The organism is Xanthomonas indica (assembly GCF_040529045.1).
In the GTDB taxonomy this organism is placed as follows: Bacteria; Pseudomonadota; Gammaproteobacteria; order Xanthomonadales; family Xanthomonadaceae; genus Xanthomonas_A; species Xanthomonas_A indica.
In genome coordinates, this window is record NZ_CP131914.1 from 4,243,799 (window position 1) to 4,270,622 (window position 26,824).

Annotated in this window: 19 protein-coding genes; 5 read left to right on the forward strand and 14 right to left on the reverse strand. The window is 71.1% G+C overall.

The window, feature by feature from the left end:
• Positions 1–5 precede the first annotated feature (5 nt).
• From uraD to Q7W82_RS18310, 10 genes are all read right to left on the reverse strand, one after another.
• On the reverse strand, positions 6–497 hold the full coding sequence (gene uraD, locus Q7W82_RS18265) for a 2-oxo-4-hydroxy-4-carboxy-5-ureidoimidazoline decarboxylase (protein WP_242160979.1): 492 nt from the start codon (positions 495–497) through the stop codon (positions 6–8).
• Positions 494–874 carry an oxalurate catabolism protein HpxZ gene (gene hpxZ / locus Q7W82_RS18270; protein WP_242160978.1) on the reverse strand — a complete coding sequence of 127 codons (381 nt, stop codon included), beginning with the start codon at positions 872–874 and terminating at the stop codon, positions 494–496. The genes uraD and hpxZ overlap by 4 nt, the downstream gene beginning before the upstream one ends.
• A complete protein-coding gene (puuE, locus tag Q7W82_RS18275; protein ID WP_242160977.1) occupies positions 871–1,761 on the reverse strand; it encodes an allantoinase PuuE in 891 nt (296 codons plus the stop codon). Before puuE ends, hpxZ begins: the two co-directional genes overlap by 4 nt.
• Positions 1,758–2,954 (reverse strand): alanine--glyoxylate aminotransferase family protein, encoded by a 1,197-nt coding sequence (locus tag Q7W82_RS18280; RefSeq protein WP_242161059.1) that lies wholly within the window; start codon positions 2,952–2,954, stop codon positions 1,758–1,760. Before Q7W82_RS18280 ends, puuE begins: the two co-directional genes overlap by 4 nt.
• Positions 2,955–3,006: 52 nt before the next feature.
• Entirely contained in the window at positions 3,007–4,251 is a 1,245-nt protein-coding gene (locus tag Q7W82_RS18285) for an allantoate amidohydrolase (protein ID WP_242160976.1), read from the reverse strand.
• Positions 4,252–5,246: 995 nt separating this feature from the next.
• Complete coding sequence (locus Q7W82_RS18290) at positions 5,247–6,170, reverse strand: LysR family transcriptional regulator (protein WP_242160975.1); 924 nt, start codon at positions 6,168–6,170, stop codon at positions 5,247–5,249.
• Between the two features lie 145 nt (positions 6,171–6,315).
• Positions 6,316–6,711, reverse strand: a complete 396-nt coding sequence (locus Q7W82_RS18295) for a tetratricopeptide repeat protein (protein WP_242160974.1) — start codon at positions 6,709–6,711, stop codon at positions 6,316–6,318.
• A gap of 11 nt (positions 6,712–6,722) precedes the next feature.
• The gene (locus Q7W82_RS18300; RefSeq protein WP_242160973.1) at positions 6,723–8,303 is read right to left on the reverse strand and encodes a gamma-glutamyltransferase; all 1,581 of its coding nucleotides are present in this window, start codon (positions 8,301–8,303) and stop codon (positions 6,723–6,725) included.
• Entirely contained in the window at positions 8,303–9,760 is a 1,458-nt protein-coding gene (locus tag Q7W82_RS18305; RefSeq protein WP_242160972.1) for an AtzE family amidohydrolase, read from the reverse strand. The genes Q7W82_RS18300 and Q7W82_RS18305 overlap by 1 nt, the downstream gene beginning before the upstream one ends.
• A 191-nt stretch (positions 9,761–9,951) precedes the next feature.
• Positions 9,952–11,076, reverse strand: a complete 1,125-nt coding sequence (locus Q7W82_RS18310; RefSeq protein ID WP_242160971.1) for a nucleoside hydrolase — start codon at positions 11,074–11,076, stop codon at positions 9,952–9,954.
• A gap of 285 nt (positions 11,077–11,361) precedes the next feature.
• On the opposite strand from Q7W82_RS18310, the gene Q7W82_RS18315 reads away from it, so the two are divergent.
• Positions 11,362–11,868: an isoprenylcysteine carboxylmethyltransferase family protein gene (locus Q7W82_RS18315; protein ID WP_242160970.1), complete on the forward strand. Its 507-nt coding sequence runs from the start codon at positions 11,362–11,364 to the stop codon at positions 11,866–11,868.
• 22 nt (positions 11,869–11,890) lie between these two features.
• Here Q7W82_RS18315 and Q7W82_RS18320 read toward each other — a convergent pair whose 3' ends face one another.
• Positions 11,891–12,394, reverse strand: a complete 504-nt coding sequence (locus Q7W82_RS18320) for a hypothetical protein (RefSeq protein WP_242160969.1) — start codon at positions 12,392–12,394, stop codon at positions 11,891–11,893.
• A 125-nt stretch (positions 12,395–12,519) separates the two neighbouring features.
• Between Q7W82_RS18320 and Q7W82_RS18325 the strand changes: the two genes are divergently transcribed.
• The 3 genes from Q7W82_RS18325 (at position 12,520) to Q7W82_RS18335 (ending at position 21,022) form a co-directional block, all read left to right on the forward strand.
• Complete coding sequence (locus Q7W82_RS18325) at positions 12,520–13,062, forward strand: O-acetyl-ADP-ribose deacetylase (protein WP_242160968.1); 543 nt, start codon at positions 12,520–12,522, stop codon at positions 13,060–13,062.
• A gap of 249 nt (positions 13,063–13,311) precedes the next feature.
• Positions 13,312–15,009, forward strand: coding sequence for a ShlB/FhaC/HecB family hemolysin secretion/activation protein (locus Q7W82_RS18330; protein ID WP_242160967.1), 1,698 nt, complete (start codon positions 13,312–13,314; stop codon positions 15,007–15,009).
• A 13-nt stretch (positions 15,010–15,022) separates the two neighbouring features.
• Positions 15,023–21,022, forward strand: a complete 6,000-nt coding sequence (locus Q7W82_RS18335; protein WP_353949501.1) for an MBG domain-containing protein — start codon at positions 15,023–15,025, stop codon at positions 21,020–21,022.
• Positions 21,023–21,206: 184 nt separating this feature from the next.
• Here the strand turns inward: Q7W82_RS18335 and Q7W82_RS18340 are convergent, their stop codons facing one another.
• Positions 21,207–23,279 carry a sensor histidine kinase gene (locus Q7W82_RS18340; RefSeq protein ID WP_242160617.1) on the reverse strand — a complete coding sequence of 691 codons (2,073 nt, stop codon included), beginning with the start codon at positions 23,277–23,279 and terminating at the stop codon, positions 21,207–21,209.
• Positions 23,280–23,346: 67 nt separating this feature from the next.
• Here Q7W82_RS18340 and Q7W82_RS18345 point away from each other — a divergent pair, with 67 nt between their 5' ends.
• Positions 23,347–24,030: a response regulator transcription factor gene (locus Q7W82_RS18345; protein ID WP_242160616.1), complete on the forward strand. Its 684-nt coding sequence runs from the start codon at positions 23,347–23,349 to the stop codon at positions 24,028–24,030.
• Positions 24,031–24,184: 154 nt separating this feature from the next.
• Here Q7W82_RS18345 and Q7W82_RS18350 read toward each other — a convergent pair whose 3' ends face one another.
• Positions 24,185–25,189, reverse strand: a complete 1,005-nt coding sequence (locus tag Q7W82_RS18350; RefSeq protein ID WP_017912997.1) for a class I fructose-bisphosphate aldolase — start codon at positions 25,187–25,189, stop codon at positions 24,185–24,187.
• A 118-nt stretch (positions 25,190–25,307) separates the two neighbouring features.
• Positions 25,308–26,720, reverse strand: a complete 1,413-nt coding sequence (locus Q7W82_RS18355) for an HD domain-containing phosphohydrolase (protein ID WP_242160615.1) — start codon at positions 26,718–26,720, stop codon at positions 25,308–25,310.
• Positions 26,721–26,824 lie beyond the last annotated feature (104 nt).

A 26,824-nucleotide genomic window follows, 5' to 3' on the forward strand; every position in this document is an offset into this window, starting at 1 on the left:
GGCGCTCACGACAGCGCCTCCAGGCGCAACCGCGCGATCTTGCCGATCTCGTCGAGGGCGGTGACGATCTCGGCCTCGCGCGTATTCGCCAGCCGCGCCTGCATCGCGGCGAGGATGCCGGCCTTGTCGGTCAGGCGCACGCAGACCACGAACGGAAAATCGAAGCGCGCACGATAGGCGGCATTGAGCGCGTGGAAGCGCGCGAACTCCTCGGCGGTGAGGCGGTCCAGCCCGGCCTGCGCCTGCTCGGCGGCCGAGGCGGCGGTCAGGCGGCCGTCGATCGCGGCCTTGCCGGCCAGCTCCGGATGCGCGCGGATCAAGGCCAGTTGCTCCGCGACGCTGGCCGCGTGCAGCACCTGCAGCAGGCCGGCATGCAGATCGGCGAACGGGCGCTGCGCCGCGGCGCGCTGCACCACCCATGGCGAATGCTCGAACAACCCATGCAGGCGCGCGACGAACTCGACTTCGGGCAGCGCGTTCCAGTCGACGGCGCTCATGCGTGATCCCCCTGCAGCGAGACGTGCGCCGACACCACCTTCCAGCCGTCGGCGAAGCGTACCCAGCTCTGGCTCTGGCGGCCGCGACGCGGGCTGCCGTGGCGCTGGAACTCGGCATCGGCGGTGGCGAAGTCGCGCCCGTAGGCAACGATCTGCACGCGCAGCAGCCGCCGTTGCGGCGAGCCGCCGCGGCCGCGGCGGAACGCGCGGATGGCGTCGGCGCCGTACAAGGCCTCGCCGACGCCGTAGCGCACCGTGGTCGGCGCATCGTGGAACAGCCGGTCCAGCGTGGCGACATCGTCGTCCATCAGCGCGCGCTCGTAGGCGGCGAACGCCGCCTGCACCTCGGCCAGGACCTCGGGCGCGTTGAGGATCATGCCGGGTGCACCTGCTGCCAGTGGCGGGCGATGTCGATGCGCCGCGCGATCCAGGCCTGGCCGCTGGCCAGGACGTGATCGAGGAAGCGGGCCAGCGCCAGGGCGCGCGCCGGACGTCCGGCGATGCGCCCGTGCAGGCCCACCGACATCATCCGCCCGCCCTCGGCGCACAACTGCTCGAAGCCATCGCGCAGGTAGCGGAAGAACGGCTCGCCGTCGGCGAAGCCGTTGTAGGCGACGAACTTCATGTCGTTGGCGTCCAGCGTGTACGGCACCACCAGCTGCGCGCGGCCGTGGCGGCGGTCGTAGTACGGCAGGTCGTCGGCGTAGCTGTCGGCGTCGTAGACGAAGCCGCCCTCCTCGGCCACCAGCCGCGCGGTGTTGGGACTGGTGCGCCCCTGGTACCAGCCCAGCGGGCGCGCACCGGTCACCTGCGTATGCAAGGCGATCGCCGCGGCGATGTGCGCGCGCTCGGTCGCTTCCGGTACCTGTTGGTAGTCGATCCAGCGCAGGCCGTGGCTGGCGATCTCCCAGTCGGCGGCGCGCATCGCCTGCACCGCCGCGGGATTGGCCGCCAGCGCCTGGGCCACGCCGAACACCGTCACCGGCACGCCGCGCGCGGCGAACAGCCGCTGCAACCGCCAGAAGCCGGCGCGGCTGCCGTATTCGTACAGGCTCTCCATCGCCATCGCGCGCGCCCCCGCATGGCTGTGCGCGCCGACCATCTCCGACAGGAACGCCTCCGAGCCGGCATCGCCGTTGAGCACGCAGTTCTCGGCGCCTTCCTCGTAGTTGAGCACGAACTGCACCGCCACCCGCGCGCCGCCCGGCCACTGCGGATCCGGCGGCTGCGCGCCATAGCCGACCAGGTCGCGCGCGGCGCTCATCGCGGCGCTCCGTCGGCGTGCCAGGCGGCCAGCGCCGCCTCCACCGCGGCGCCCGGCGCGCAGGCATGGCCTTCGGCGCGCAGCACCGCCTCCAGCGCGCCCAGGGTGATCAGCACCTTGTGCTTCATCGCGTTGTAGCCCATCGCGCCGATGCGCCACAGTTTTCCCTGCAACGGCCCGAACGCGGTGCCGATCTCGATCTCGAAATCCTCGCGCAGGCGCCGCCGCACCGCCTCGCCATCGATGCCGGGCGGAATCACCACGCCGGTGACGTTGGCCATGCGGTGGCGGTCGTCGCCGAACACCTGCAACCCCAGCGCGCGCACGCCGGCGGCCACCGCGCGGCCGGCCGCGGCGTGCCGCGCGAAGCGCGCCGGCAGGCCTTCCTGCAGCGCCACGCGCGCGCACTCGCGCGCCGCGTACAGCATGCTGGTGGCCTCGGTGTGGTGGTTCAGGCGCTTGTCCGACCAGTAGTCCATCACCATCGCCAGGTCGAAGTAGTTCGAACCGATGCGCACGCCGCGGCCGTTGGCGATGTCGTCGCGGACGATGCCGCGCTCGACGTGGCGGCGCGCGAAGATCGCCTCGGCGGCCTGCGCGGAGACCGTGATCGGCGCCGAGCCGGACGGCCCGCCCAGGCATTTCTGCAAGCCGCCGGTGACCACGTCCACGCCCCAGGCGTCGCTGGCGATCGGCATGCCGCCGATGGTCGCGGTGGCATCGACGTAGGACAGCGCGCCGGCGGCACGGCACAGCGCGCCGAGGCCGTCCAGCGGCTGCGCCATCGTGGTCGAGGTGTCGCCGTGCACGCAGGCGACCAACTTCGGCGCGAAGCGTTCGATCGCGTCGGCCACCGTCGTCATCGGCACCACCTCGCCCCACGGCGCCTCCACGTTCTCCACCACCGCGCCGATGCGGCCGAGGATCTCGCCCAGCAGCAGGCCGAAGCGGCCGAAGTTCAGCACCAGCACGCGCTCGCCCGGCGCCACCAGCGACACCAGCGCTGCCTCGATGCCGGCGCGCGCGGTGCCGTCGACCAGGAAGGTCCAGTGGTTCTCGGTGCCGAACAGCGGCCGGTACAGCGCCATCACCTGGTTCATGTAACCGGTCATTTCCGGATCGAACTGGCCGAGCAGGTCCGCGGACATCGCACGCAGCACGCGCGGATGCGCATTGACCGGGCCCGGTCCCATCAGCAGGCGTTGCGGCGGATCGATCTCGCCGAACAGGTCGGCGGGCAGCGGCTCAACGGACAAGGGTGTCTCCCAGGGAATCGAGGAAGTGCAGCATCGCCGCCACCGCCAATTCGGCGTCGGCGGGCTCCACGTGTTCGGCCGGGTGATGGCTGACGCCGCCGGCGCAGCGCAGGAACAGCATCGCGGTCGGGCACAGCGCGGCCATCACCATCGCGTCGTGGCCGGCACCGGACACCAGCCGCCGCGGCGCGATGCCCTGCGCGGCGATGGCCGTTTCCAGCGCCGCGACCAGGCGCGGAGCGCAGGGACTGGCCGGCAGGTCCTGCACGCACTGCAGCTCCAACTGCACGCCGCGCGCAACGGCGATCGCGTGCAGGCGCTGCGTGATCGCCTCGGCCGCGGCATCGCGCGCGGCGTCGGTGCCGGCGCGCACGTCGATCGAGAACTCGACCCGCCCCGGCACCACGTTGACCGCGCCCGGCGCCACCTGCAGGCGCCCGACCGTGGCCACCAGGTCCGCCGGCCCGCTGCGCGCCACCTGCTCCACCGCCAGCACGCACTCGGCGGCGGCGGTGAGCGCATCGGCGCGCAGGTCCATGCGCGTGGTGCCGGCGTGGCCGGCGCGGCCCAGCAGCAGTGCGCGGTAGCGGCGCTGCGCAGCGATACCGCTGACCGCCCCCAGCGCCAGCCCCTCGGCCTCCAGCACCGGCCCTTGTTCGATATGCGCTTCCAGATAGGCCAGCACCTCCTGCGGCGCGCGCGCCGCATGCGGCAGCAGCGCGATGTCCAGGCCCCAGGCGGCCAGCGCCTCGGCCAGGGCGATGCCGTCGCCGTCGTGCACCTGCAGCGCTGCCGGGTCCAGCGTGCCGGCCACCGCGCGGCTGCTCAGCATCGATGCCGGGAAGCGCGAGCCTTCCTCGTCGCCGAAGGCGATCACCTCGATCGCGAACGGCAGCCGCCGACCCTGCGCATGCAGCGCGGCCACGCATTCGATGCCGAGCATGATCCCCAGCGGACCGTCGTAGCGGCCGGCGTCGCGCACGCTGTCCAGGTGGCTGCCGATCAGCAGCGCCGGCGCATTCGCGACCGCGCCTTCGTAGCGGCCAAGCAGGTTGCCGGCCGGGTCGATGCGGGTAGGCAGGCCGGCCTCGCCCATCCATGCCGCCACCGCCGCCACGGAGGCGCGATGCGCCGGGCTCAGCCAGCCGCGAAACAGGCCGTCCGTGGTGTCGCTGTAGGGCGCCACGCCGAGCGCGTCGCAGCGCGCGACCGCACGCAGGCCGGCGCTGGCCATCGGCGGCGTCGGGGCCGTGGCCGATGCAGGCGCCGTGGCGGCAGAGGGGACGTGGCTGGCGAACATGGCGCGGTCACGAAGGAGGAAAGAAGCGAGCTATAGCGGGCAACGAATCGGCGGAAAAAATCCATTCGATTCAATGGATTAGCGATGAAAAAGACGATTCGTAGCGATTGTTGGCACTATACGAAGCGCCAGGATTGCAGGCAAACGCCGTTTTCGCGTGGAGGCATTGCAAAAAATGCAACGGTCTCTCACCCCAACCCCTCTCCCGACGGGAGAGGGGCCAGGCACTTCCCTTCTCCCGTCGGGAGAAGGTGCCCCGAAGGGGCGGATGAGGGTACGGGCGCAGCCTCGTGCACCTGAATCCACGGGTCGCTTTCGCGCCGGACCCTCACCCCAACCCCTCTCCCGGTGGGAGAGGGGCTAGGCGCTTCCCTTCTCCCGCTGGGAGAAGGTGCCCCGCAGGGGCGGATGAGGGGACGGGCGCAGCCTCGTGCACCTGACTCCGCGGGTCGCTTTCGCGCCAGACCCTCACCCCAGCCCCTCTCCCGGTGGGAGAGGGGCCAGGCACCTCCCTTCTCCCCTCGGGAGAAGGTGCCCGGAAGGGGCGGATGAGGGTACGGGCGCAGCCTCGTGCACCCAGACTCCGCGAGTAGCTTTCGCGCCGGACCCTCACCCCCGACCCCTCTCCCGATGGGAGAGGGGCCAGGCGCCTCCCTTCTCCCGCTGGGAGAAGGTGCCCCGAAGGGGCGGATGAGGGTACGGGCGAAGCCTCGTGCACCTGACTCCGCGAGTCGCTTTCGCGCCGGACCCTCACCCCAACCCCTCTCCCGACGGGAGAGGGGTCAGGCTCTTCCCTTCTCCCTCTGGGAGAAGGTGCCCCGAAGGGGCGGATGAGGGTACGGGCGCAGCCTCGTGCACCTGAATCCGCAAGTCGCTTTCGCGCCGGACCCTCACCCCAACTCCTCTCCCGGTGGGAGAGGGGCTAGGCGCTACGCGCCCGTGCGCGGCTCCAGGATCGCTTCCACCCGCGGCGCCAACACCTTGAGCATGGCCTGCGCCGCCCTGGACAGTTGCCGCTGCGGCGCCACGCACAGCGCCAGCGTCATCGGCCTGGCCAGGCCCTCGCGCAAGGGCACGAACGCCAGGCGCCCGTCGGCCAGGTCGGCGAGCACGTCCAGTTGCGACAGCAGGCCCACGCCGACGCCCTGGCGCACCAGCGCGCGCAGCGTGCGCACGTCGTTGCAGCGGATGCAGCGGCCCGTGTCGATGTGCTGGCGCTGGTACACCGCCTTGGCGTGCTCGTTGACGATCAGCGGCGCCGCCGGCAACAGCAGGCGATGTTCGCCGAGCAGGTCGTTCAACTGCAGGCTCGCCCTGCCGCTGAGCGGGTGTCCGACCGGCATGCACAAGCCCAGCGGGATCTCGGCGAAGGCGACCACCTCCAGGTCGATGCCGCTGACCGGATCCAGCAGCAGGCCGACATCCACTTCCGCGGCGACGACCTTGTCGGCCACCTTCTGGTTGTCCTCGGTCTGCAGGTTGAAGGTCAGGCCCGGGTGCGCGTCGATCAGGTGGGCCAGGGCATCGACCACGATGCCCTCGCTCAACGCATCGATCATCGCGATCTCGACATGGCCGCGGCGCAGCCCCTTCAATTCGTCGAACAGTTCCAGCGTGCGTTGGTAGCTCTTTTCCCAGCGCCGCATGTCGACCAGCAGCAGTTCGCCGGCGCTGGTCAGGCGCAGGCCGCCCGGCAGCCGCTCGAACAACTGCACGCCCAGCTCCTGCTCGGCCTTGAGGATCTGCCGGTCGATCGCCGAGGCCGACACGTGCAGCGCCTCGGAGGCGCGGCGGATGCTGCGCCAATGCGCCACTTCCATGAAATAGCGGGTGAAGCGGGAGAAGGTCAGCATGACGGCTCAAAGTTCCTGGGTGCGCAACACGCGGCGCGGACACGGCGGCGATGGCGCGCCTGGGCCATGGTACGGAAGCGCCGCCGCCAGCGTGGCGTGCGCGGCGTTGCGACGCAGACGTGGATGGCATGGCGCGCGCCGCGCCTCATTGCGCCTGCGGATCGAAATAGGCCTCCCAGGTCGCCGCCGATCCCGCCCGCGTGGCCGCCTGCCGAAACCGCTGCATCGCCTGCGCGTCGTCGCCGCTGTTGAGCAGCGCCACGCCGAGGTTGAAGCAGGTATGGCGGTCCTCCGGCTGCAGCCGCACGGCGCGCTGCAACGCATCGACCGCATCGGCGTAGCGCCCCAGGTCGCACTGCACCGCCCCCAGGCCGGTGAGCAGCGCGGCATCGTCCCGCACCGCCGCCAGCGCGGCCAGCAGCAGCGACTCGGCCTGCACCAATGCCGCGACCCCGCCCTGCGGATCGGTCATCGCCGCATGCACCAGCGCCCTGGCGCGCACGAGGGCGTCGCGGCCGTGGTCGGCGCCAGCATCGGCCACGGGCGACCCGCCTACCACCCCGCCACCGCCCCATCGCTGCGCGGGTCGCTGGCACCGCTCAAGGTGCCGTCTGCCTCGCGCACCAGCGCGCCGGCGTGGCCCATCACCGAGGAGAACGGCGGCAGCAGTTCGACGGCATGGCCGGCCGCACGCAAGGCCTCCACCACGGCGGGGTCGAAGCGGTCCTCCAGCTTCAGCGTGGTGCTGTCCTCGCCCCAGGTGCGGCCGAGCAGCCAGCGTGGCGCGCTGACCGCCTGCTGCAGCGGCACGCCGAACCGGGCATAGCGGCTGAACAGCGCCGCCTGGGTCTGCGGCTGGCCTTCGCCGCCCATGGTGCCGTAGGCCATCAGCCGGCCGTCGTCGAAGCGCGCCAACGCCGGATTGAGCGTGTGGAAGGGTTTGCGCCCGGGCGCCAGCGCGTTCCAACCGTCGGCGGCGAGACGGAAGCTGCAGCCGCGGTTCTGCCAGACGATGCCGCTGCGCGGCAGCACCAGCCCGGAGCCGAATTCGAAATAGGTGGACTGGATGCAGCTGACCGCGCGGCCGGCACCGTCGATCGCGCCGAACCAGACGGTGTCGCCGGCCTGCGACGGCTGCGGCCACGGCAGCGCGCGCGCCGGATCGATGCGGGCGGCCATCGCGTCGAGCGCGCCGGCATCGTCGAGCAGCGCCTGCGCGTCCAGGGTCATCCAGGCCGGGTCGCCGACGTGCGCATCGCGGACCAGGAACGCCTGCTTGGTCGCTTCGACCAGGCCGTGCAGGTGCGCGTAGCCATCGGCCCGGTCCGCGGCCAGGCGGTCGAACAGCGCCAGGATCAGCAGCGAGGCCAGGCCCTGGGTCGGCGGCGCGTGGTTGTACAGGCGCGCGCCGGCGACCGCCACCGACAACGGCACGCTGGCCTCGGCCTGGTGCGCGGCCAGATCGGCGGCGCGCAGCGGGCTGCCCAGCGTCTGCAGGTCGGCGGCGAGGTCGGCGGCCAGCGCGCCGCGGTAGAAATCGTCCAGGCCGGCCGCGGCCAGGCGCTGCAGGGTGGCGGCCAGTTGCGGCTGGCGCAGCAGCTCGCCCTCGCGCAGCGGCCGCCCGGCGGCTTCGAAGATCGCCGCGTAGGCGCCGGGCTGGGCACGCAGTTCGGCGCCCTTGGCCGCGGCGATGGCGCTGCCGCCGAGGGTGACCGGCACGCCGGCCGCGGCATGCTGGATGGCGTCGTCGAGCAGGCGCGCCAGCGGCAGCCGCGCCTCGCTCTGGCGCAAGGCCAACGCCCAGCCGGACACGGTCCCGGCCACGGTATTGGCCGCGCCCGGACCGCGCCAGGGAATCGCCGCCTGCCCGGCGTAGTGCTGCAGCGTGGCACCCTGCGCGGCGCGGCCGCAGGCGTCGATCGCGTGCACGCAGCCGTCGGGTTCGGCGATCAACCAGAAGCCGTCGCCGCCGATGCCGGTCATGTGCGGATAGACCACCGCCAGGCAGGCCGCGGTCGCCACCGCCGCCTCCACCGCGGTGCCGCCGTCGCGCAGCACGTCGCGCCCGGCCTGCGCGGCGAGATGATGCGGGGCGACCACCATGCCGCGCCGCGAACGCAAGGTGTGCAGCATCAGCGCGGCTCCAGCGACGGCGGGGTCGCGCCGATCAGGCCGGCGCCTTCCAGGTGCGCAGCGAGCGCGAACAAGCGGTCCTCGCGCCCCGGCGCGGCGATCAGTTGCACGCCCAGCGGCAACTGCCCCGGGCGGTACAGCGGCGCGGCCAGCACCGGGCAGCGCGCCAGGCCCAGCGGCTGGGTGAACACGCCGAGGTTGGCGCGCGCCGACACCGCCGCCCCGTCGAGTTGGATCGTCTCCTGGTCGATGCGCGGCGCCGCGCACGGTGTGGCCGGCGCCAGCAGCACGTCGACCCCGTCCCACAGGCGCTGCATCGCCTCGGCGAACCACGCACCGAAGCGCTGCGCGTCGGCAATGGCCGCGGCGGGCAGTTGCAGCCCGGCGAGCAGGCGATCGCGCGTGGCCGGATCGAAGCGGTCGCCGTGCGCGGCCAGCGCTTCGCGATGGCGATAGCCGCCCTCGGCCGCGGTCATCACGAACGCCGCCGCGCGGGCGCGTTCGGCCTGCGGCAGTTCGCGCCAGGCGTTGCCGCCCAGCGCGTCGTGCAGCGCGGCCAGGCCGGCCTCCAGCTCCGGATCGAGATTGCGCCGGAACCAGCCGTCCAGGCGCGCCACGCGCAAACCGGCGGCGTCCAGCGACGGCAGCCGCTGCCCGCGCATGGCCTCGTACACCACGCGCAGGTCGGCGACCGTGGTCGCAAACGGCCCGACCACGTCGAAGGCCTCGACGAACGGAAACACGCCATCCACCGCCAGGCTGCCATGGCTTGGGCGCAGCCCGTAGACGCCGCACAGCGCCGCCGGCACGCGGATCGAGCCGTTGGTGTCCGAGCCCAGCGCGAACGGCACCCAGCGCGCCGCCACCGCCGCCGCCGAGCCGCCGGAGGAACCGCCGGCCAGGCGCTGCGGATCGTGCGGATTGGCGGTGGTGCCGTAGTGCGCGTTGACCGTGGCGAAGCCGTAGGCGAACTCGTCCATGTTGGCGGTGCCGACCAACACCGCGCCGGCCTCGGCCAGGCGCCGCACCACCGCCGCATCGTGCGTGGCCGGCGCGGCATCGGCGCGCAGCGCGGCGCCGGCGGTGGTCGCCAGGCCGGCGACATCGAACAGGTCCTTGACCACGAACGGCACGCCGGCCAGCGCACCGCCATCGCTGCCGCCGGCCAATGCCGCCTGCACGCGCGCGGCGTCGGCCTCGGCACGCGCCGGCAGCGGTCGCGTCACCGCACACAGTTGCGGATTGTCGCGTTCGATCTGCGCCAGCGCCTGCCGCGCGTGCCGCTGCGCAGCGCCGCCGTCGGCACGCGTGGCCGCGACCAGCGGGGCGATGACCCCGCCCTCCTGCGGCGCCGACGGTGGCGGTGGCGCGGCGAAGTCCTGCAGCAGTTGCGCGTAGCCGCGCAGCAGTTCGGCGTTGCGCTGGATACCGGCCTGCCACGTCTCTGGGATCTGCATGAGGTCGCCTCGCTGAAGGGGGAGCGGTGCACGCTGTCGATCGCCAGCGTCGCCTGCAAGGCGCGGTTCGCGCAACCGCCGCGAACCGCGGGCGTGTCCTCCGACTACGCGTCCGTCACCTTGGGCCTGGCCTGGACGGCGCCGGCGTCACGCGGTGCGGCGCCCCACCGACCGTAGGCCGATGGCCCGCCCTACCCCGGCAGCGGCGCGCCCAGCGCCGGCGGCTGCGGCGCGGTCAGGCGCTCGACCAGCAACTGCTCGATCGCGGCCACGTCCACCTCGCGCACCACCTGCTGCGCCTGCTCGCCCAGGCCCGGCTGGTAGCCCGGCGCCCACGACAGGATGTCGCCGTAGCCGGCGCCGAACTCGGTGTTGGTGTCCACGTACAGGGTCTCGCTGACGGTAGCCAGTTCCGGACGCAGCCACACCGCGGTGGCCAGTTCGTCCCACATCGGGAAGCCGGGTTCGCGCCGGCGCAGCGCATGGCCGATCGGCGTGTCGGCGGCGCTCATCCGTGCCAGCAGTTGTGGGGTCAGTTCGGTCGCGGTGGACGGATCCACCGGCACCATCACCATGCGCCGCCACGGCGCGCGCATCACGATGCTGGCCGCTTCCGGATCCCAGCGGATGTTGAACTCGCGCCGCGGCGAATTGACGAACTCGCGCGCGAACTGCGCCGCCGAGACGCTGTCGCGGCGCTGCCGCGGATTGAGGCTGCCGCCCATGTAGACCAGTTCCTTGGCCAGCGAGGCGAACGCCGGATCCAGCCGCTGCGCCAGCGCCAGGTTGGTCAGCGGCCCGGTGGCGACGATGCTGACCTCGCCCGGGAACTCGCGCACCTTGCGGATCATGAACAAGGCGGCAGGCTCGCTGGCCGCCTGCACCACGCTCGGATTACCCAGCGGCAGATCCGGGACCACGTCGTGGGCGTGGTAGCGCGGCGCGCTCTGCACCGTGTCGTGCTCGACCCACTGCCGGGTCCAGGCGCCCTTCCATAGCAACTTGCCGTACAGCGCCTCCCAGCGCTCGGTGGCCAGCTCGCTGTTGAGCAGCGGGAACACCGGGCCGGGCAGCACCGGCACCTCGCCGCGCCCGGCGATCTCGAGCAAGCGCCGGGTGTGCGCCAGCGCCTCGTCGCGCCAGATGTTGCCGCTGACCACCGAGATGCCGAGCACCTCGACCTCGGGCGATTGCAGCAACAACAACTGCGCGGGGGTGAAGCCGTCGATGTCGTCCTCGAGGATGACGCGGCGGCGCGGCGCGATGGCGGATGGAGAAGTGAGCGTGGTGGCGGTGCTGGCGGAGGCGATCGGCATGAGGCGGGACGGTCGGTGGCGGAACGGGACACAAGGCGCGACCCGCGCGCGGGCACGCCGGTCGAAGCGAGAAGGGCGGCGCGTCGAAACGGAACAGCCGGCGACGTGCCGCATGGGCAGTAGGGTAATCGGGTTTGCCTGCATCGCCACGCACGGCGATGTGCCGCGGTGTACCGGCATGCGGCGCTCGTTGCCTCCATGAGGAGCGGCGACGATGTGCGACCCGCGCCGACGCCTTGGGCAGCCGCGTAAACTTGGCGCGTACTCGAACCACGGAAGGACCGCATGCACGACCGAACCGATCGACCGCCTGCGCACGCACAGACGCGCGTGCCGCTGCTGGTCCGCACGACCTCGCCCGCGCATTTCCTGCTGGCGCTGCTGCTCGGCGCGAGCCTGCAGCGCGCGCTCCCCCTGCCGCTGCCGCAGGGCGCCACGCTGGCCTGGCTGCAACTGGGCGGCGGCGTGGTCGCGCTCGCCGGCCTGCTGCTGGCGTGCTGGTGCTTCGTGCTGTTCGCGCGCGATCGCACCACCCTGCTGCCCGAGCGCATGCCGGCGCAGTTGGTCTGCCACGGGCCGTACCGGCATACCCGCAATCCGATGTACGTCAGCCTGATCCTGAGCTACCTCGGCCTGAGCGTACAGATCGGTTGGCCCTGGTCGGCGCTGCTGCTGCCGTTGCCGCTGCTGGCGTTGCAGTGGGTGGTGATCCCCTACGAGGAAGCGCGCCTGCGCGAGCGCTTCGGCAGCGCCTACGACCGCTACTGCGCGCAGGTCGCGCGCTGGCTGTAGCCGCCGGCCGCGCCGGCGCGCCTCAGCGCGCCAGCCACCAGGCCGCCGCCGCGGCCAGCAGCAGCGCCAGCAGGATCCAGCGCCAGCGCCCACCGTGGTCGCCGGCGCTCACCGCCGAGGCGGCGCCCAGGGTCGGCGCCGACCGCAGATGCCGCTGCACCAGGTCCAGTGCCTCGCGCAGCGACATCTCCGGGTAGTGCGCGAACACCAGCTTGGCGGCCTTGCGCCGCTCGCCGCGGCGCAGCGCCAGCTCCGCCGCCGGCGGCAGGCGCCGTTCCTCTGGCACGGTCGACGCCTGCCTCCTGGCCGCAGTGTCCGGCCTCGAGCCCGCTGCCGGGCCGGAAGCGTGGCGGTCGAGCAGCTCGGTCACCGAGCGTGCCGCGCCGGCCAGCAGCCAGGCGTCGACCTGCTCCTTGGCGCTGCGCAGGTCCATGCCGGTGTAGGTCCGCAGCAGCTTGATCGCCTGGATGATCTGGCCCTGCGCGAGGGCATCGGCAACCTGCGGGGGCGGCGGGTTCGGGTTCATGTCGCAGGTGCTGAGATCGGGACGCGCCAGTCTTGCCGCTGGCCGGTTAAGCGGCTGTGGCAGCGCGCGACGGCGGCGGTCCCGCCCTCACGTGTCCATCATTCGGCTCCCCTAAAGATCGCGTCATGAACATCGAAATCTGGCAAGGCGACATCACCGAACTCGACGTGGACGCGATCGTCAACGCCGCCAACGAGTCCCTGCTCGGCGGCGGCGGCGTGGACGGCGCGATCCACCGTGCCGCCGGCCCGGACCTGCTGGAAGACTGTCGACGCCTGCCGGAACTCAAGCCCGGCGTGCGCTGCCCGGTGGGCGAGGTTCGCGCGACCGCGGGCCACCGGCTCAAGGCGCGGCATGTGCTGCATACCGTCGGCCCGGTGTGGCGCGACGGCGCCCACAACGAACCCGCGCTGCTCGCCAACTGCTACTGGCGCACGCTGCGCCTGGCCGAGCAGATGGGCCTGCACTCGGTGGCATTCCCGGCGATCAGCTGCGGCGTCTATGGCTATCCGCTGCACCAGGCCGCGCGCATCGCGGTCACCGAGACCGACGCCTGGCAGCGCGCGCACGCGGTGCCGAAGCGGATCATCCTGGTGGCCTACAACGAGGCCACCGCCAAGGCGTATCGGCAAGCGCTGCGCGACGTGCAGTGCGCCACCGCGGCCTGAGCGTCCGACCAACTGGCGGGGCTCAACCAGGCAGCCATTGCCCACCTCTGACCTTGCAAGGCCTGCCTTCCACCCTATGGCGGGCGTTGAAGGGTCCGCAGTAACAGCACCCGCATTGCTGTGGGTATTTCCCCGACACCGTGTCGGGGGACGCGGCAAAGAGTGATGCCGCGCTCAGATTTGCTCAGATTGATCCGCGGTCGGAAGGCTACATTGCGCGAGCCTCAATCCTAACGCCGCCTTAACATCATGACGATCTCCTGCCGTCCGCGTCCTAGCACGCTGGCGAATGCGCTGTTCGCGCTTCCGTGGGCCGCCGGCCTCGCCTTGACCCTGACCTGCGTACCGGCCTTCGCCCAGGAAGCCGCCCCGGCCACCGGCACGGCCGCCGAGGCGACGCCCCCGATCGCGGTACAGGCGGTCCGCGTCACCGGCGTCGGCGACCATCCGCGCGAGCGGATCGATCCGGCGCGCCTGCAGGCGCTGGCCGACGCCCGCCTGCGTACGCTCGGCGGCGGCACGCTGCCGGCCCAGCTCAGCTTCGCGCAACTGCAGCAGATCGCCGACGCGCTGACCCAGGCCTATCGTCAGGCCGGCTTCCTGGTCGCCCGCGCGTATCTGCCGGTGCAGACCCTGGGACCGGACCAGGTGGTCGAGATCCGCGTGATCGAAGGCCGGGTCGGCAAGATCACCGTCGAGGGCGCGCGCCGCTACGACGACCGCCTGATCGCCAGCCCCGCCCTGGCCCTGCAGGGCCAGATCCTGCGCCAGCAGGACCTGCAATCGGCGCTGCTGTACACCCGCGACCTGCCGGGCGTCTCCGCCACCTCCGTGCTCAAGCCCGGCGCCAATCCCGGCGAGACCGACGTGGTGATCCAGGCCAGCGAGGAGCGTCCGCTGCAGGTCAGCGTCGGGGCCAGCAACTACGGCACCCCGAGCATCGGCCGCTACCGCGCCCAGCTCGGCGTGGACTGGAACAACCCGCTGGGCCTGGGCGACCACCTGTCGGCCAGCTACGCCTATGCGCTGGATCCGGCCAATACCTGGCAGGGCAGCTTCGCTTACCAGGTGCCGATCGCCGGCGTGGACGGCCTGAGCGCCAGCGCGTCCTACACGCGCAGCGTGGTCAACCTCGACAACGGCGCGTTCGCCACGCTCGACATCCACGGTCCGACCCAGCAAACGGCACTGGGCCTGGACTGGAAATTCGTCAATTCCGACGCCTGGCGCGTGCAGAGCTGGCTGCACCTGGTCAAGGAGAGCTCGCGCCTGCAGGGCCTGGGCGTGCTGTTGTCCAAGCAGAAATTCGACGTGGCCGAGCTCGGTACCAGCGTGCGCCACGACGACCGCCAGCGCCACGCCATCGACCTGCTGCAGCTCAGCGTGCGCGGCGCGCTCGACGACGACTCGCCGCAGACCGACTACCTGTACGCCCGCCACGACCGCCACTTCACGGTCGCCCGCCTGAGCTACACCCGGCTGCAGGGGCTGACCGCCACGCAGCGCCTGCAGCTGCGCTTCAACGGCCAGTACAGCGACGACACCCTGACCCCGCTGGAACAGTTCTCGCTGGGCGGACCGACCAGCGTGCGCGCCTTCCCGCTCGGCGCCGCGCTCGGCGACCGCGGCTTCGATTCCGGCCTGGAGTACCAGGTGGACGCACCCGGCTTCGCCACCGCCGCCTCGCCGTTCGGCGGTCGCGCCTGGGGCCAGTTGCTGACCGCCAGCGTGTTCTACGACTACGGCCGGGTCTACCCCAACGGCGCCAACCGCGCGGTGTACGACAGCGTTACCACCTTCGAAGGCGCTGGTGTCGGCCTCGGCTTCCGGCTGCCCGACTGGCACGGGCTCTCGTTCGATCTGGCCGCAGCCAAGCCCACCGGCACCACCCAGCCGGGCGACGGCAAGGACGTGCGCTACTGGGCCCGCTTCGGCCTGACCTTCTGACCTGGGGATCCCCATGAACCGCATCTACCGCCTCGTCTTCAACCGCAGTCTCGGCGTGCTCCAGGTCGCCTCCGAAGTCGCCGCCGGCCACGCCGGCAGCGCTGGCGCGAGCGCTGCGCGCCTGGCCGCGCCGCTGCTGCCCTTCGCCCTGGCCTGCGCACTGGCCGCGCCGGCCTACGCCAGCGGCGTGCCGTCGCTGTCCAGCGCCACCGGCGCCACCGTGTCGCAGAACGGCGGCACGCTGCAGATCGACCAGAACGCCGCCAAGGCCGTGCTGAACTGGAACAGCTTCAACGTCGGCAAGGATGCCAGCGTGGTGTTCCTGCAGCCGTCCAGCTCGGCGGTGGCGCTCAACCTGATCGACGCCAGCCGCGGCGCCAGCGTCATCGACGGCAGCCTGCGCGCCAACGGCAACGTGTTCCTGATCAACTCCGCCGGCATCCTGTTCGGCAACCACGCGCAGGTGAACGTCGGCGGCCTGGTCGCCAGTTCGCTGGGCCTGGCCGGCGACGATGACAGCGGCTACCTGCTCGCCCGCGGTGAGCATGGCGCCGCAAGCGTGATCAACCAGGGCAGCATCCGCGCCGGCAACGGCGGCTCGGTCAACCTGGCCGGCAACCATGTCGCCAACCGCGGCAGCATCACCGCCGACGGCGGCGCCATCCGCCTGCTCTCCGCCGACCAGGTCAAGGTGACCATGGACGCGGCCGGCGCCATCGGCATGCAACTGGTCGCGGCCGCCAGCCAGTCGGTGGACGGCGCCGCGGCGGCGGTGGAGAACAGCGGCAGCCTGCGCGCCAACGGCGGACAGATCCTGCTGCAGGCCGGCAGCACCGGGCTGTCGCAGTTGCTGGTCAACAATACCGGCGCGCTCGAAGCCACCGGCATCGACACCTCCGGCGGCAGCGTGCGCCTGGTCGGCAGCGGCGGCGACGTCGCCAGCAGCGGCCGCATCGATGTCTCCGGCACCCACGGCGGCAGCGTGCAGGTGCTGTCCGATGGCGCGGTGAACGTCGATGGCCGCATCGACGCCCGCGGCACCACGGCCGGCGGCAGTATCCGCATCGGCGGCGGCTACCAGGGCGGCGAACAGCTGCAACATGCCAGCGCGGCCACGGTCGCCAGCGGTGCGATGCTCGATGCCAGCGCGACCGGCCAGGGCAACGGCGGCTCGGTCGTGGTCTGGTCCGACGGCCACACCGCGGTGCATGGCGCGCTACGCGCTAACGCCGCCGGCAGCGGCAACGGCGGCCTGCTCGAAACCAGCGGCCACACCGTCGACTTCTCCGGCATCGACGTCGGTGCCAAGGGCGCCGGACCTGGCAGCGCCGGCACCTGGCTGGTCGACCCGGAAGACCTGACCGTGGACAGCGCGGCCGCCAGCACCATCAGCGGCGCGTTGAACGGCGGCACCAACGTCACCCTGCTCGCCAGCCTCACCAACGCCAGCGGCCCGGGCAACGTGAGCAGCGGCGCCGGCGACATCAACGTCAATGCGGCGATCGGCTGGAGCGGCAACTCCACGCTGACCCTGGACGCGTACCACAGCATCCACCTCAATGCCGCCGTCACCGCGACCGGCGACACGGGCGGCCTGGTGCTGAACTACGGCGGCTACACCGACAACGGCACCGTCGGCGGCACGGGCGACTACTACGTCAACAGCCCCGTCTCGCTCGGTGGCGCGCATGCCAGCCTGAGCATCAACGGACAGGCGTACCGGCTGATCCACTCGCTGGCCGACGCGGCCACCTATTTCAACACCCCTGGTTCCTACGCGCTGGCCCAGGACATCGACCTGAGCGGCGTCACCCGCAGCAGCGCCCTGGTGTCCTCCTTCCAGAGCAAGCTGGCCGGCCTGGGCCACAGCATCAACAACCTGACGATCTCCGGCGCCAGCGGCTACGTCGGCCTGTTCGGCACCACCAGCAGCAACAGCCTCATCCGCGACCTGCACCTGGGCAATGTCTCCATCTCCGGCGGCTACTACGTCGGCGGTCTGGTCGGCTACAGCCAGGGCGCGATCAAGAACGTCACCGTCGACGGCACCGTGACCGGCACCTCGGGCGGCGTCGGCGGATTGGCCGGCTACAACCTGGGCCTGATCGACAACGGCGTGTTCAACGGCAGCGTCAACGGGCAGAGCGCGGTCGGCGGCCTGGTCGGCAACAACGTCGGCGCCCCGATCCGCAATTCCCACAGCACCGGCAGCGTGACCGGCAGTTCCTCCGACACCGGCGGCCTGGTCGGCTACAACGACGGCGGCAGCCTCAGCAACACGTATTCCACCAGCAACGTGAGCGGCACCAGCTATGTCGGCGGCCTGGCCGGATCGAACCAGAACAGCGGTACGATCAAGAACAGCTACGCCAGCGGCAGCGTCATCGGCACCAGCTACATTGTCGGCGGGCTGGTCGGCATGAACTACCAGAGCACCATCGCCAACGCCTACGCCACCGGCAGCGTCACCGCGCCGACCTCGGTCGGCGGACTGGTGGGCGTCAACAATCCAGGCAGCGCAGCCGTCACCTCCAGCAGCGTCAACAACAGTTACGCCACTGGCGCGGTCAGCGGCACCAACAATGTCGGTGGGCTGATCGGCGCCAATACGGGCAGCGTCAGCAATGCGTCCTGGGACGTCGGCAGCACCGGCCAGGCCAATGCCATCAGCAACAGCGGCAGCGGCAGCGTCACCAACCTGACCAGCTTCGGCAGCGGCAACCGCTACAACCACGCCACGTACGGCAATCTCGGCACCTGGTCGCTGCTCGCCGGTACCAGCAACGTCTACGTCGCCAGCGATGGCGTCGGCAGCCCGGCCTGGATCATGATCGAGGGGCAGACGCGCCCGTTCCTGGCCAGCGAGTACAGCACCAGCGTCGGCAACGCGCACCAGTTGCAGTTGATGGCGTACAACCTGGCGGCCAACTACAGCCTGTCCACCGACATCGATGCCAGCCAGACGGCCGGCAGCACTGCCAGCGGCATGTGGAGCAGCGCCGGCTTCAGCCCGGTCGGCGACAGCAACAATGCCTTCACCGGCAGCCTCAACGGCGCAAACCACACCATCGCCGGGCTGACCATCGCACGCGGCGGCGCGTCCTACGTCGGCCTGTTCGGCAATACCGGCCTCGCCAGCCAGATCGGCAACCTGGCCCTGACCGGCGCCACCGTCGTGGGCACCGCCTACGTGGGCGGTGTCGCGGGCTTCAATGCCGGCAGCCTCAGCGACATCCGCGTCAACGGCAACATGAGCGGTACCGGCAACTTCGTCGGTGGCCTCACCGGCTACAACGATGCCGGGACGATCGCCGGCGTGCAGACCAGCGGCACCGTGATCGGCAGCGGCGGCCCCTACAGCGGCAACTATGTCGGCGGGCTGATCGGCAGCAATGCCAACGGCACGATCAGCGCCTCCTCCTCGTCGAGCACGGTGTCCGGCGGCAGCAGCGTCGGCGGCCTGGTCGGCAACGACTACCAGGGCACCTACACCGACGCCTTCGCCACCGGCAACGTCAGCAGCACCAGCACGACCACCGGCAACAACGTCGGTGGACTGATCGGCAATGCCATCCAGAGCACCCTGCAGAACATCCACGCCACCGGCAACGTCACCGCGACCACCTCCAGCGCCGGCGGCCTGGTCGGCATGGCCGGCGCCGGCACCATCCAGAACGCGTATGCCAGCGGCAACGTGTCGGGAACCCGGAGCGTGGGCGGCTTGGTCGGACGCAGTTCCGCCGCGATCGACACGGCGTACGCGACCGGCGCGGTGAACGGCACCTCGTCCGAAATCGGCGGGCTAATCGGGACCATGGACCACGGCAGCGTCACGTCGGTCCATGCCACCGGCACCGTGTCCGGCGGCCGCTTTGTCGGCGGACTGGTCGGCTACAGCAATACCGGAAGCGTGGGCGCGTCCTACGCCACCGGCAACGTGTCCGGGACCGACTATCTCGGCGGACTGGTGGGCTACAACGAGAGCGGCAGCATCGGCAACGCCTACGCCACCGGCAACGTCTCCGGCGGCATGTATGTCGCCGGACTGGCCGGCTACAACGACGAGGGCACCATCGCCAACACCTACGCCAGCGGCGATGCCACCGGCACGGCGTATGTCGGCGGACTGGTCGGCGTCAACTACAACAACACCGTGCGCAACTCCTACGCCACCGGCAACGTTTCCGGCACCGGCGCGGTCGGCGGCCTGGTCGGCTCCAATTCCAATGGCAGCATCGTCGCCAGTTTCTTCGCCACCGACATCGGCGGCAATCCGCGGAACGTGGGCCTGAACACGGTCGGCAACAGCGGCGGCAGCATCGATGCGATCAGCGGCGGCAGGTCCTGGAGCGCGCTGAACACGCTGTCCACCTTCACCGATGCCGGCTGGGCGATCGACGACCGTGGCGGCACCGGCCTGACCTGGCGCCTGTACGAACAGATGGGCACGCCGCTGCTGCGCAGCTTCCTGACCCCGTTGACGATCACCACCGGCGTCTCCGGCCTCGACAAGACCTACGACGGCAATGCCGTCAGCGGCACGCTTGCGTCGTATACGATCGGCGGCGCCTTCGACCCTGGCCTGCTGTTCGGCTCGTCGCTGCGGTACGCGACCACCGGCAATGGGGTCGGCCGCTACACCACGGGCAACGGCACCCTGCAGTTCGGCGGCCTGGCGTCCTCGCAGCAGGGCTACGACATCGCCTACGTGGTCTCCGGCGGCATCAGCATCACCCCGGCGACGCTGACGGTGACGGCGACCTCGGGTTCCAAGACCTACGGCGGCACCGCCAACCTCGGCGGCTACAGCGTTTCCGGCCTGGTCGGCAACGACACGGTGTCCGGCGTCGCCCTGGGCAGCGCCGGTGCCGGTGCGGGTGCCGCGGTGGGCACCTACGCGATCACCGCCTCCGGTGCCACCGGCGCAGGGCTGTCCAACTACGTCATCAGCTACGTCGATGGCAACCTGCGCGTCGACCCGGCCACCCTGCGCATCGTCGCCACCGACACCAACAAGACCTATGGCGGTACCGCCACTCTCAGCGGCTACAGCGTCTTCGGTCTGCTCAACGGCGACACTGTTTCCGGCGTCGCCCTGGGCAGCGCCGGTGCCGGTACCGGCGCCGCGGTGGGCACCTACGCGATCACCGCCTCCGGTGCCAACGGCGCAGGGCTGTCCAACTACGTCATCAGCTACGTCGATGGCAGCCTGCGCGTCGATCCGGCCACCCTGCGCATCGTCGCCAACGATGCCAACAAGACCTACGGCAGCACCGCCAACCTCAGCGGCTACAGCGTCTCCGGCCTGCTCAACGGCGACACTGTTTCCGGCGTCGCCCTGGGCAGCGCCGGTGCCGGTACCGGCGCCGCGGTGGGCACCTACGCGATCACCGCGTCCGGCGCCAGCGGCGCGGGGCTGTCCAACTACGTCGTCAGCTACGTCGATGGCAGCCTGCGTGTCGACCCGGCCACCCTGCGCATCGTTGCCAGCGATGCCAGCAAGACCGTCGGCAGCACCGCCACCCTGAGCGGCTACCGTGTCTCCGGCCTGCTCAACGGCGACACCGTCGCCGGCGTCGCCCTAGACAGCGCCGGTGCCGGCGCTGGCGCCGCGGTCGGCAACTACGCGATCACCGCGTCCGGTGCCACCGGCGCGGGGCTGTCCAACTACGCCATCACCTACGTCGACGGCCTGTTGAACGTGGTTCCCGGCAGCGGCGATGGCGGTGGTGCCGGTGCCCAACTGACCACCACGACCGTGCAGGCGATCAACACCTCGGTCGCCGTCGCAACGACCAGCGATGCCGTCAGCACGGCATCGACGCAGCAGCAAAAGGCCGACGAAGCCGCCAAGGAACTGGCCGCCGCGGCCCAGGCCAGTGGCAGTGGCACCGTCACGGCCGCCACCGACTCGATCCTCATCGTCGATGGCGGCATCCGCGCCCCGAGCGTCGCCTGCACCCCGAGCGGCGCGTCCAACGCATCCGCGGACAGCTGCATCATCCGGCAGTGACCGGGATGGCCTGACGACACCGCGCGACGGTGTCGTCAGGCCATGGCAACGCCATCACGACGGCTCTCGGCGGCGAGCCCGGGCCGCAACGGCCATCCAGGAACGCACGATCCGGCGCAACCCGGCGCCATCGCGTTTGCCGACAGCGCAGCCCATGCATCGCACCGCGCGCGACCGCATACGATCAGGCATCCGCCGCCGGCGGCAACCGCGGCAAGGCACGCTGCAGCACCGGCCGACGCGGCAGCAGCAACACGAAGCAGACCGATTCGCCCGGTGGCTGCGTGGACAGCTCCACCGAGCCCCCCAGCCGTTCCGCGATCCGCCGCACCAGATACAGGCCCAGCCCCGCACCCGGCGCATGCCGCGCGTTTTCGCCACGGTAGTACTTCTGGAACAGACGCTCCTGTTCGGCGGGCGCGATGCGTTCGCCCGGATTGGCGACCTCCAGCCACAGGCGTTCGTCACTGCCGCGCACGCGCACGCGGATGGCCATGCCCTCGGGGCAATGGCGGTCTGCGTTGGCGATCAGGTTGCGCAATGCCACGCGCAACAGTCCGAGATCGGTGAGCAGGCCATCGTCGTCGGTGAGGAACTCGCAGAGCACCCGCTGCGACGGAAAATCCAGGCACAGCTCGGCCAGCAGCGCGCGCAGCGCGCACGGCTGCAGCCGCAGTTCCGACGCCGTCTCGCCCATGCGGTCGTCGGCGAGATACTCGTCCACCAGCGCCAGCAGCCGTTGCGCCGCGTCGCGGATGTTGCCGCAACGCGCGCGATTGCGTTCCGCCGGCGCATCCAGCTTGCGCGCCAACTGTTGCGCCGAGGTCATGATCACGGCCAGTGGCGTGCGGAACTCGTGGGACACCATCGCCACGAAGTCGCGTTGTTCCTGCGCGACCTTGCGTTCGGTCTGCAACAAGGCGCGCAGGTCGTCCTCCAACGCCTGCCGCCGGCCGATCTCGTTGCGCAGTTCGGCGGTACGCAGCGTCACTTCGCGCTCGAGCGCCAGGCCGTGCCGGCGTGCCAGCTCCACCGCGGCATCGGCATGCCGCCGTTCGCGCAGCCGGCGCTGCCGCTCGTACCGGGCGATGAGGAAGACGCTCAGCAGCGTCATGTGCAGCATGGTGCCGAACGTGGTGGCGTACTGGGTCCAGGCGTTGACCGGGACGAAGCCGAGGTTGCGCAGGAAACCCAGCATCACCCCCAGGTAGAACGGGAAGAAGGCGAGCACGAAGAACAGCGCCGGCCGGTAGCGGCGCCACAGCAGGTGCACCCCCAACCCCACCAGCAGCACGATTTCCAGCAGCCCCAGCGTCTGCACCGGCCGCATGCCCCAGGCGTAGTGGCCCGCGAGCACGGCCACCGCGCCGCCGAACGCGACCGCCCATAGAAAACGCGTGCCCCAACGCACCAGACGCGGATGGAAGGCGCGCAGGTTCAACTGCCGGCTGGCGACCTGGAACCCCACCGGCAGGCTGCAGGCGATGCTGATGCCCAGCAGGCTGTCGCTCCAGGCCATCGGCATGCCGGTGACCTGCTGCACCAGGCCGATCGACATCGCTTCGTTGAACACGCAGCCGCCGAGGTAGGCCACGAACAGGCCGCTCATGCGCGCACGCGTGGCCAGCCAGAACAGCACATGCAGGCACAGCAGCAGCAGATAGAAGCCAAAGTACAGGCCGAACTGCAGGCCTTCGCGCCGCGACTGGTTGTCGAATGGCAACCGTTGCCACACGTCCAGGCGCGTGACCAGCGCGTTCTTGCTGCGCAACCGCAGCAGCACCTCGTAGTCGCCAGCCTGCGAGGGCGCGAACTGGAACACCGGACTGCGATAGTCCACCGGCCAGTCGCGCCGCGGCACGCGTTCGCCGCTGCGCCCCAGCGCGCGCCAGGCGCCGCCGTCGCTGCGCACGTAGGCCTGCACGTCGTCGAGCAGGGCATTGCTCAATCGCAACATCCAACCGCCGGGCGGTACACTTTCGACATGAACAGGCAGGCGCAGCCACACTGGACCGTCGACGAATCCTGCGTTGAGCCCGGCGGGCAGCCGCGTCCAGCCGCGCGCGGCCGCGGCCTGCGCGGCGTCCAGGCGGCCCTGCGGGTCGTCCAGGCGTTGCAGGTAGCCGCTGGCATCGTGATGCGCCGCGGTCAGCGGCAACGCCGCGACCGCATGCGGTGCCGGTGTCGCGGCCAGGCCGACGCTCATTCCCACCAGCAGCCATGCGCCCGCCAGCCAGCGCCACCATTGCGCCATCATTCGCCATACCGCTCCGTTGCCAGCCGATGACGTTACAGCAAACCGCCAGGCGCGAGGATCCGCCGCCATGTCCGAGGTGATCCTGCTCGAGGACGAGCCGGTGCTGTGCGAGGAACTCGGCGAGTTCCTGCAGGACCTGGGCTACGTCGCCACATGCGTGGACAGCCTCGCCGGCTTCCGGGCGCGGTTCGATCCGGCGCGCCACAGCATGGCGGTGATCGACGTGGGCCTGCCCGACGGCAGCGGCCTGGAGTTGGTGCGCGAACTGCGCCGCGCCGGCCATCGGCTGGGCATCGTGGTGTTCAGCGCCCACAACACCCCCAGCGATCGTATTGCGGGGCTGGAATTCGGCGCGGACCACTACCTGGGCAAGGGCATCGATTTGGACGAGCTGGCCGCGACCCTGGCCGCGCTCGGCCGGCGCCTGGCGCTGCCGCCACCGGCCGCGCGCTGGGTGCTGGAGCTCGCCGCCGCACGCCTGAACGTTCCCAACGCACCGCCGGTTCCGCTCTCGCGCCAGGATCTGCTGGTGCTGACCTGCCTGATGCGCCATGCCGGCGAAAGCGTGGGCCACCGCGAGATCGCCGAGGCGCTGGGGGTGAACTTCCTCGAGTACGACCGGCGCCGGCTGGACACGCAGATGTACCGGTTACGGCGCCGCGTCGAGGAGATCAGCGGGCGCGCATTGCCGGTGAAGACCCTGCGCAACAGCGGCTATTGCTTCCACGCTCCGGCCGCGCTGGCGCCGTAAGCGCGACGCGGCGCTGCGCGTCGCCCACGCTTGTCCTGGGTTTTGGCCACCGCTGCGAGTGCGCCTCCGGGGACGCTGGCGAGGCACTGCACCACAAACGAAAAACGCCGGCGATGCCGGCGTTCTTCGTTGCGCATCGACAGCGAGGGACTGCTCAGCCCTGCCACTTGCCCAGCGCGGCCAGGCCATTTTCCTTGGCGCGCTCGTACACCACCTGCTGCGCCTTGGCGAAATTGCCCTTCATGTCCTGCGCCCACAGCTTCAGCGCGGCCTGCTGCATGGCGCGGCCGTAGGAGAAGCTCAGCGGCCACGGCAGGTTGCCGAGCTGGTTCATCGCGTTGAGGTGCGCGGTGGACTGCTCGTCGGTCTGGCCGCCGGAGAGGAACACGATGCCCGGCAAAATCGCCGGCACGGTGCTCTTGAGGCACATCACGGTGGACTCGGCCACTTCCTCGACGCTGGCCTGCTCGTCGCAGTCCTTGCCGGCGATGACCATCGACGCCTTGAGGATGGTGCCTTCCAGGACCACGTTCTGCTCGTACAGCGCGCCGAACAGCGAACGCAGCGTGGCTTCGGTGACCTCGTAGCAGGTCTCGATGTCGTGGTCGCCGTCCATCAGCACTTCCGGCTCCACCATCGGCACCAGGCCCTGCTCCTGGCACAGCGCCGCATAGCGGGCCAGCGCGTGCGCGTTGGTCTCGATGCACACGCCGGACGGGATGTCCTCGCCGATGGTGATGACCGCACGCCACTTGGCGAAGCGCGCGCCGAGCTTGTAGTACTCCTCCAGGCGGGTGCGCAGGCCGTCCAGGCCTTCGGTGATCAGTTCGCCCGGCATGCCGGCCAGCGGATGCGTGCCCTTGTCGACCTTGATGCCGGGGATGATGCCGTGCTCGGCCATGTACTTGGCGAACGGCACGCCATCCTTGGTCTTCTGGCGGATGGTCTCGTCGTACAGGATGGCGCCGGAGATGTGGTCGCTCAGCTTCGGCGTGGTCAGCAGCAGCTCGCGGTAGGCACGGCGGTTCTCTTCGACATTCTCGATGCCCACGCCGGCGAAGCGCTTGGCGATCGTGCTGGTGGATTCGTCGATCGCGATGATGCCCTTGCCCGGGGCGACCATTGCCTGTGCGGTTTCGGCAAGCTGTTCGATGCTCATACGGTTCCTGATGGCTGCAACGGGGGAACCCTAAGTATACCGGGCCGGCCTGCATGCATTCCGTTACCGTCGGTGTTGCAAGCGGTTACAGGCGTAGACCGCGCGTCTTCCCGGCACCTCAGCCAAGCGCATCCGTCATCGCATCAGACGGCGCTGCTGCATCGGCCTGCGCCGCCTGCAGCGGCGCAACGTCCGCGGCCGGCACCCGCAAAGGCGCGGCGTACGCCGCCGACGGCAGGGCGATGTCGAGCGCATCGAGCAACGGCCGCCAGTCGTCGGCGCTGCGCGCGCGGCGGTGCGCCAGCAACGCCGCATGGCGGCGCAGCCCCGGCAACTGCCAGCGCAGCTCGCAACAGACGCGATCCACTTCCTCGGCCGCCTCCGGTGCGGCGATCAGCCACGGCAGTTGCTCGACCATCTTGCCGGCGCCGGAATCGTGGATGGCCATGATGTAGCCCACGATCAGCAGCAGCAGGTGCTGCAGGGCCGCGCGCTCGTCCTCGCGCAGGTCGCCGCCGCGCTGCAGGCGCAAGGCTTCGTCGCGCGCCCGCTCCAGGCCGTCGAGCAAGGCCGCCACCACTTCGCGCAGGTGCTGCGGGTCGTGCGCCGACGCAGGCTCCGGCACGCAGTCGCGCAACCGCGCGGTCACCAGATCGACCACGTCGCGTGGGAACTGCCCCGGCACCACGCGCAGCGCGATGCGCATCCGCGCCAGCGCGTGCGCCTGCCCCTGCTCGCGCTCGAACAACGCATCCAGCGCTTCGGCGCAGGAAATCAGCCGCCCCAGGGGCGACAGCACCGGCGTGCCGACCGGATAGCCGGAGCCGTCGATGCGTTCGTGATGCTCGCGCGCGGCGGCGGCCTGCTGCGCCGAATACACGCCGGATTCGCCCAGCAGCGCCGCGCTGATCACCGGGTGCACGCACTGCATGCGCCACTGCGCGAAATCCTGCTGCGCCTCCGGCAGTTCCAGCACCGCCGGATCCACGTACATCTCGCCGAGGTCGTGCAGCAGGCCGACTTCCGCGGCCTCGCGCATCGCCGCGTCCGAGCGCGACAGCAGCGCCGCCAGCCAGGCCACCAGCATCGCCACCCGGACCGCATGCGAGAACGCCGCCGGCCGGGTCTGGCCGAGCGTGGTCAGCAAGGTGCCGGGCGCGCCCAGCGTGCGGGCGCGGGCCAGCGCAGTCATGACCGGCTGCACTTCCTCGCCCAGCAACAGGCGCAGATGCGGGTGTTCGTCCAGTTCGCGCTGCGCGGCCAGTTGCACTTCGCTCGGGCGCAGTTCTTCGCAGAACGCCAGCGAGGATTCCAGCGGGCGCAGCAGGCGCCGCGCAATCAGGCGTTCGCGCAGGCCGGCGTTGATGCGCTGGCCCTTGGCGACCAGCAGGATGCCGCGGCGGTCGCGGATGTCCTCGGTGACCACCAGCTCGCGCGTGGCCGAGGCCTGGATCAGGTGTTCAAGGCAGTGCGTGCCGGGGCGCTCGGGCAGTTCCAGCCCGAGCTCGGCGTGCGCGCTCGTGGATGTCATGGGGGGTATCGCGCGATCAGGGAACGGTGGATGACGCGCCGTTCCATGCGCGATCGAACAGGGACTGCCGACGGTGCGGCGGCCTGGGCCGCCGCACCGCGTCC

Bases quoted from the DNA above. Each gene is read 5' to 3' on its own strand.
- uraD (WP_242160979.1), bottom strand. From the start codon at position 497: ATGAGCGCCGTCGACTGGAACGCGCTGCCCGAAGTCGAGTTCGTCGCG.
- hpxZ (WP_242160978.1), bottom strand. From the start codon at position 874: ATGATCCTCAACGCGCCCGAGGTCCTGGCCGAGGTGCAGGCGGCGTTC.
- puuE (WP_242160977.1), bottom strand. From the start codon at position 1,761: ATGAGCGCCGCGCGCGACCTGGTCGGCTATGGCGCGCAGCCGCCGGAT.
- Q7W82_RS18280 (WP_242161059.1), bottom strand. From the start codon at position 2,954: ATGGGACCGGGCCCGGTCAATGCGCATCCGCGCGTGCTGCGTGCGATG.
- Q7W82_RS18285 (WP_242160976.1), bottom strand. From the start codon at position 4,251: ATGGCCAGCGCCGGCCTGCGTGCGGTCGCGCGCTGCGACGCGCTCGGC.
- Q7W82_RS18290 (WP_242160975.1), bottom strand. From the start codon at position 6,170: ATGCTGACCTTCTCCCGCTTCACCCGCTATTTCATGGAAGTGGCGCAT.
- Q7W82_RS18300 (WP_242160973.1), bottom strand. From the start codon at position 8,303: ATGCTGCACACCTTGCGTTCGCGGCGCGGCATGGTGGTCGCCCCGCAT.
- Q7W82_RS18305 (WP_242160972.1), bottom strand. From the start codon at position 9,760: ATGCAGATCCCAGAGACGTGGCAGGCCGGTATCCAGCGCAACGCCGAA.
- Q7W82_RS18310 (WP_242160971.1), bottom strand. From the start codon at position 11,076: ATGCCGATCGCCTCCGCCAGCACCGCCACCACGCTCACTTCTCCATCC.
- Q7W82_RS18315 (WP_242160970.1), top strand. From the start codon at position 11,362: ATGCACGACCGAACCGATCGACCGCCTGCGCACGCACAGACGCGCGTG.
- Q7W82_RS18320 (WP_242160969.1), bottom strand. From the start codon at position 12,394: ATGAACCCGAACCCGCCGCCCCCGCAGGTTGCCGATGCCCTCGCGCAG.
- Q7W82_RS18325 (WP_242160968.1), top strand. From the start codon at position 12,520: ATGAACATCGAAATCTGGCAAGGCGACATCACCGAACTCGACGTGGAC.
- Q7W82_RS18330 (WP_242160967.1), top strand. From the start codon at position 13,312: ATGACGATCTCCTGCCGTCCGCGTCCTAGCACGCTGGCGAATGCGCTG.
- Q7W82_RS18335 (WP_353949501.1), top strand. From the start codon at position 15,023: ATGAACCGCATCTACCGCCTCGTCTTCAACCGCAGTCTCGGCGTGCTC.
- Q7W82_RS18340 (WP_242160617.1), bottom strand. From the start codon at position 23,279: ATGATGGCGCAATGGTGGCGCTGGCTGGCGGGCGCATGGCTGCTGGTG.
- Q7W82_RS18345 (WP_242160616.1), top strand. From the start codon at position 23,347: ATGTCCGAGGTGATCCTGCTCGAGGACGAGCCGGTGCTGTGCGAGGAA.
- Q7W82_RS18350 (WP_017912997.1), bottom strand. From the start codon at position 25,189: ATGAGCATCGAACAGCTTGCCGAAACCGCACAGGCAATGGTCGCCCCG.
- Q7W82_RS18355 (WP_242160615.1), bottom strand. From the start codon at position 26,720: ATGACATCCACGAGCGCGCACGCCGAGCTCGGGCTGGAACTGCCCGAG.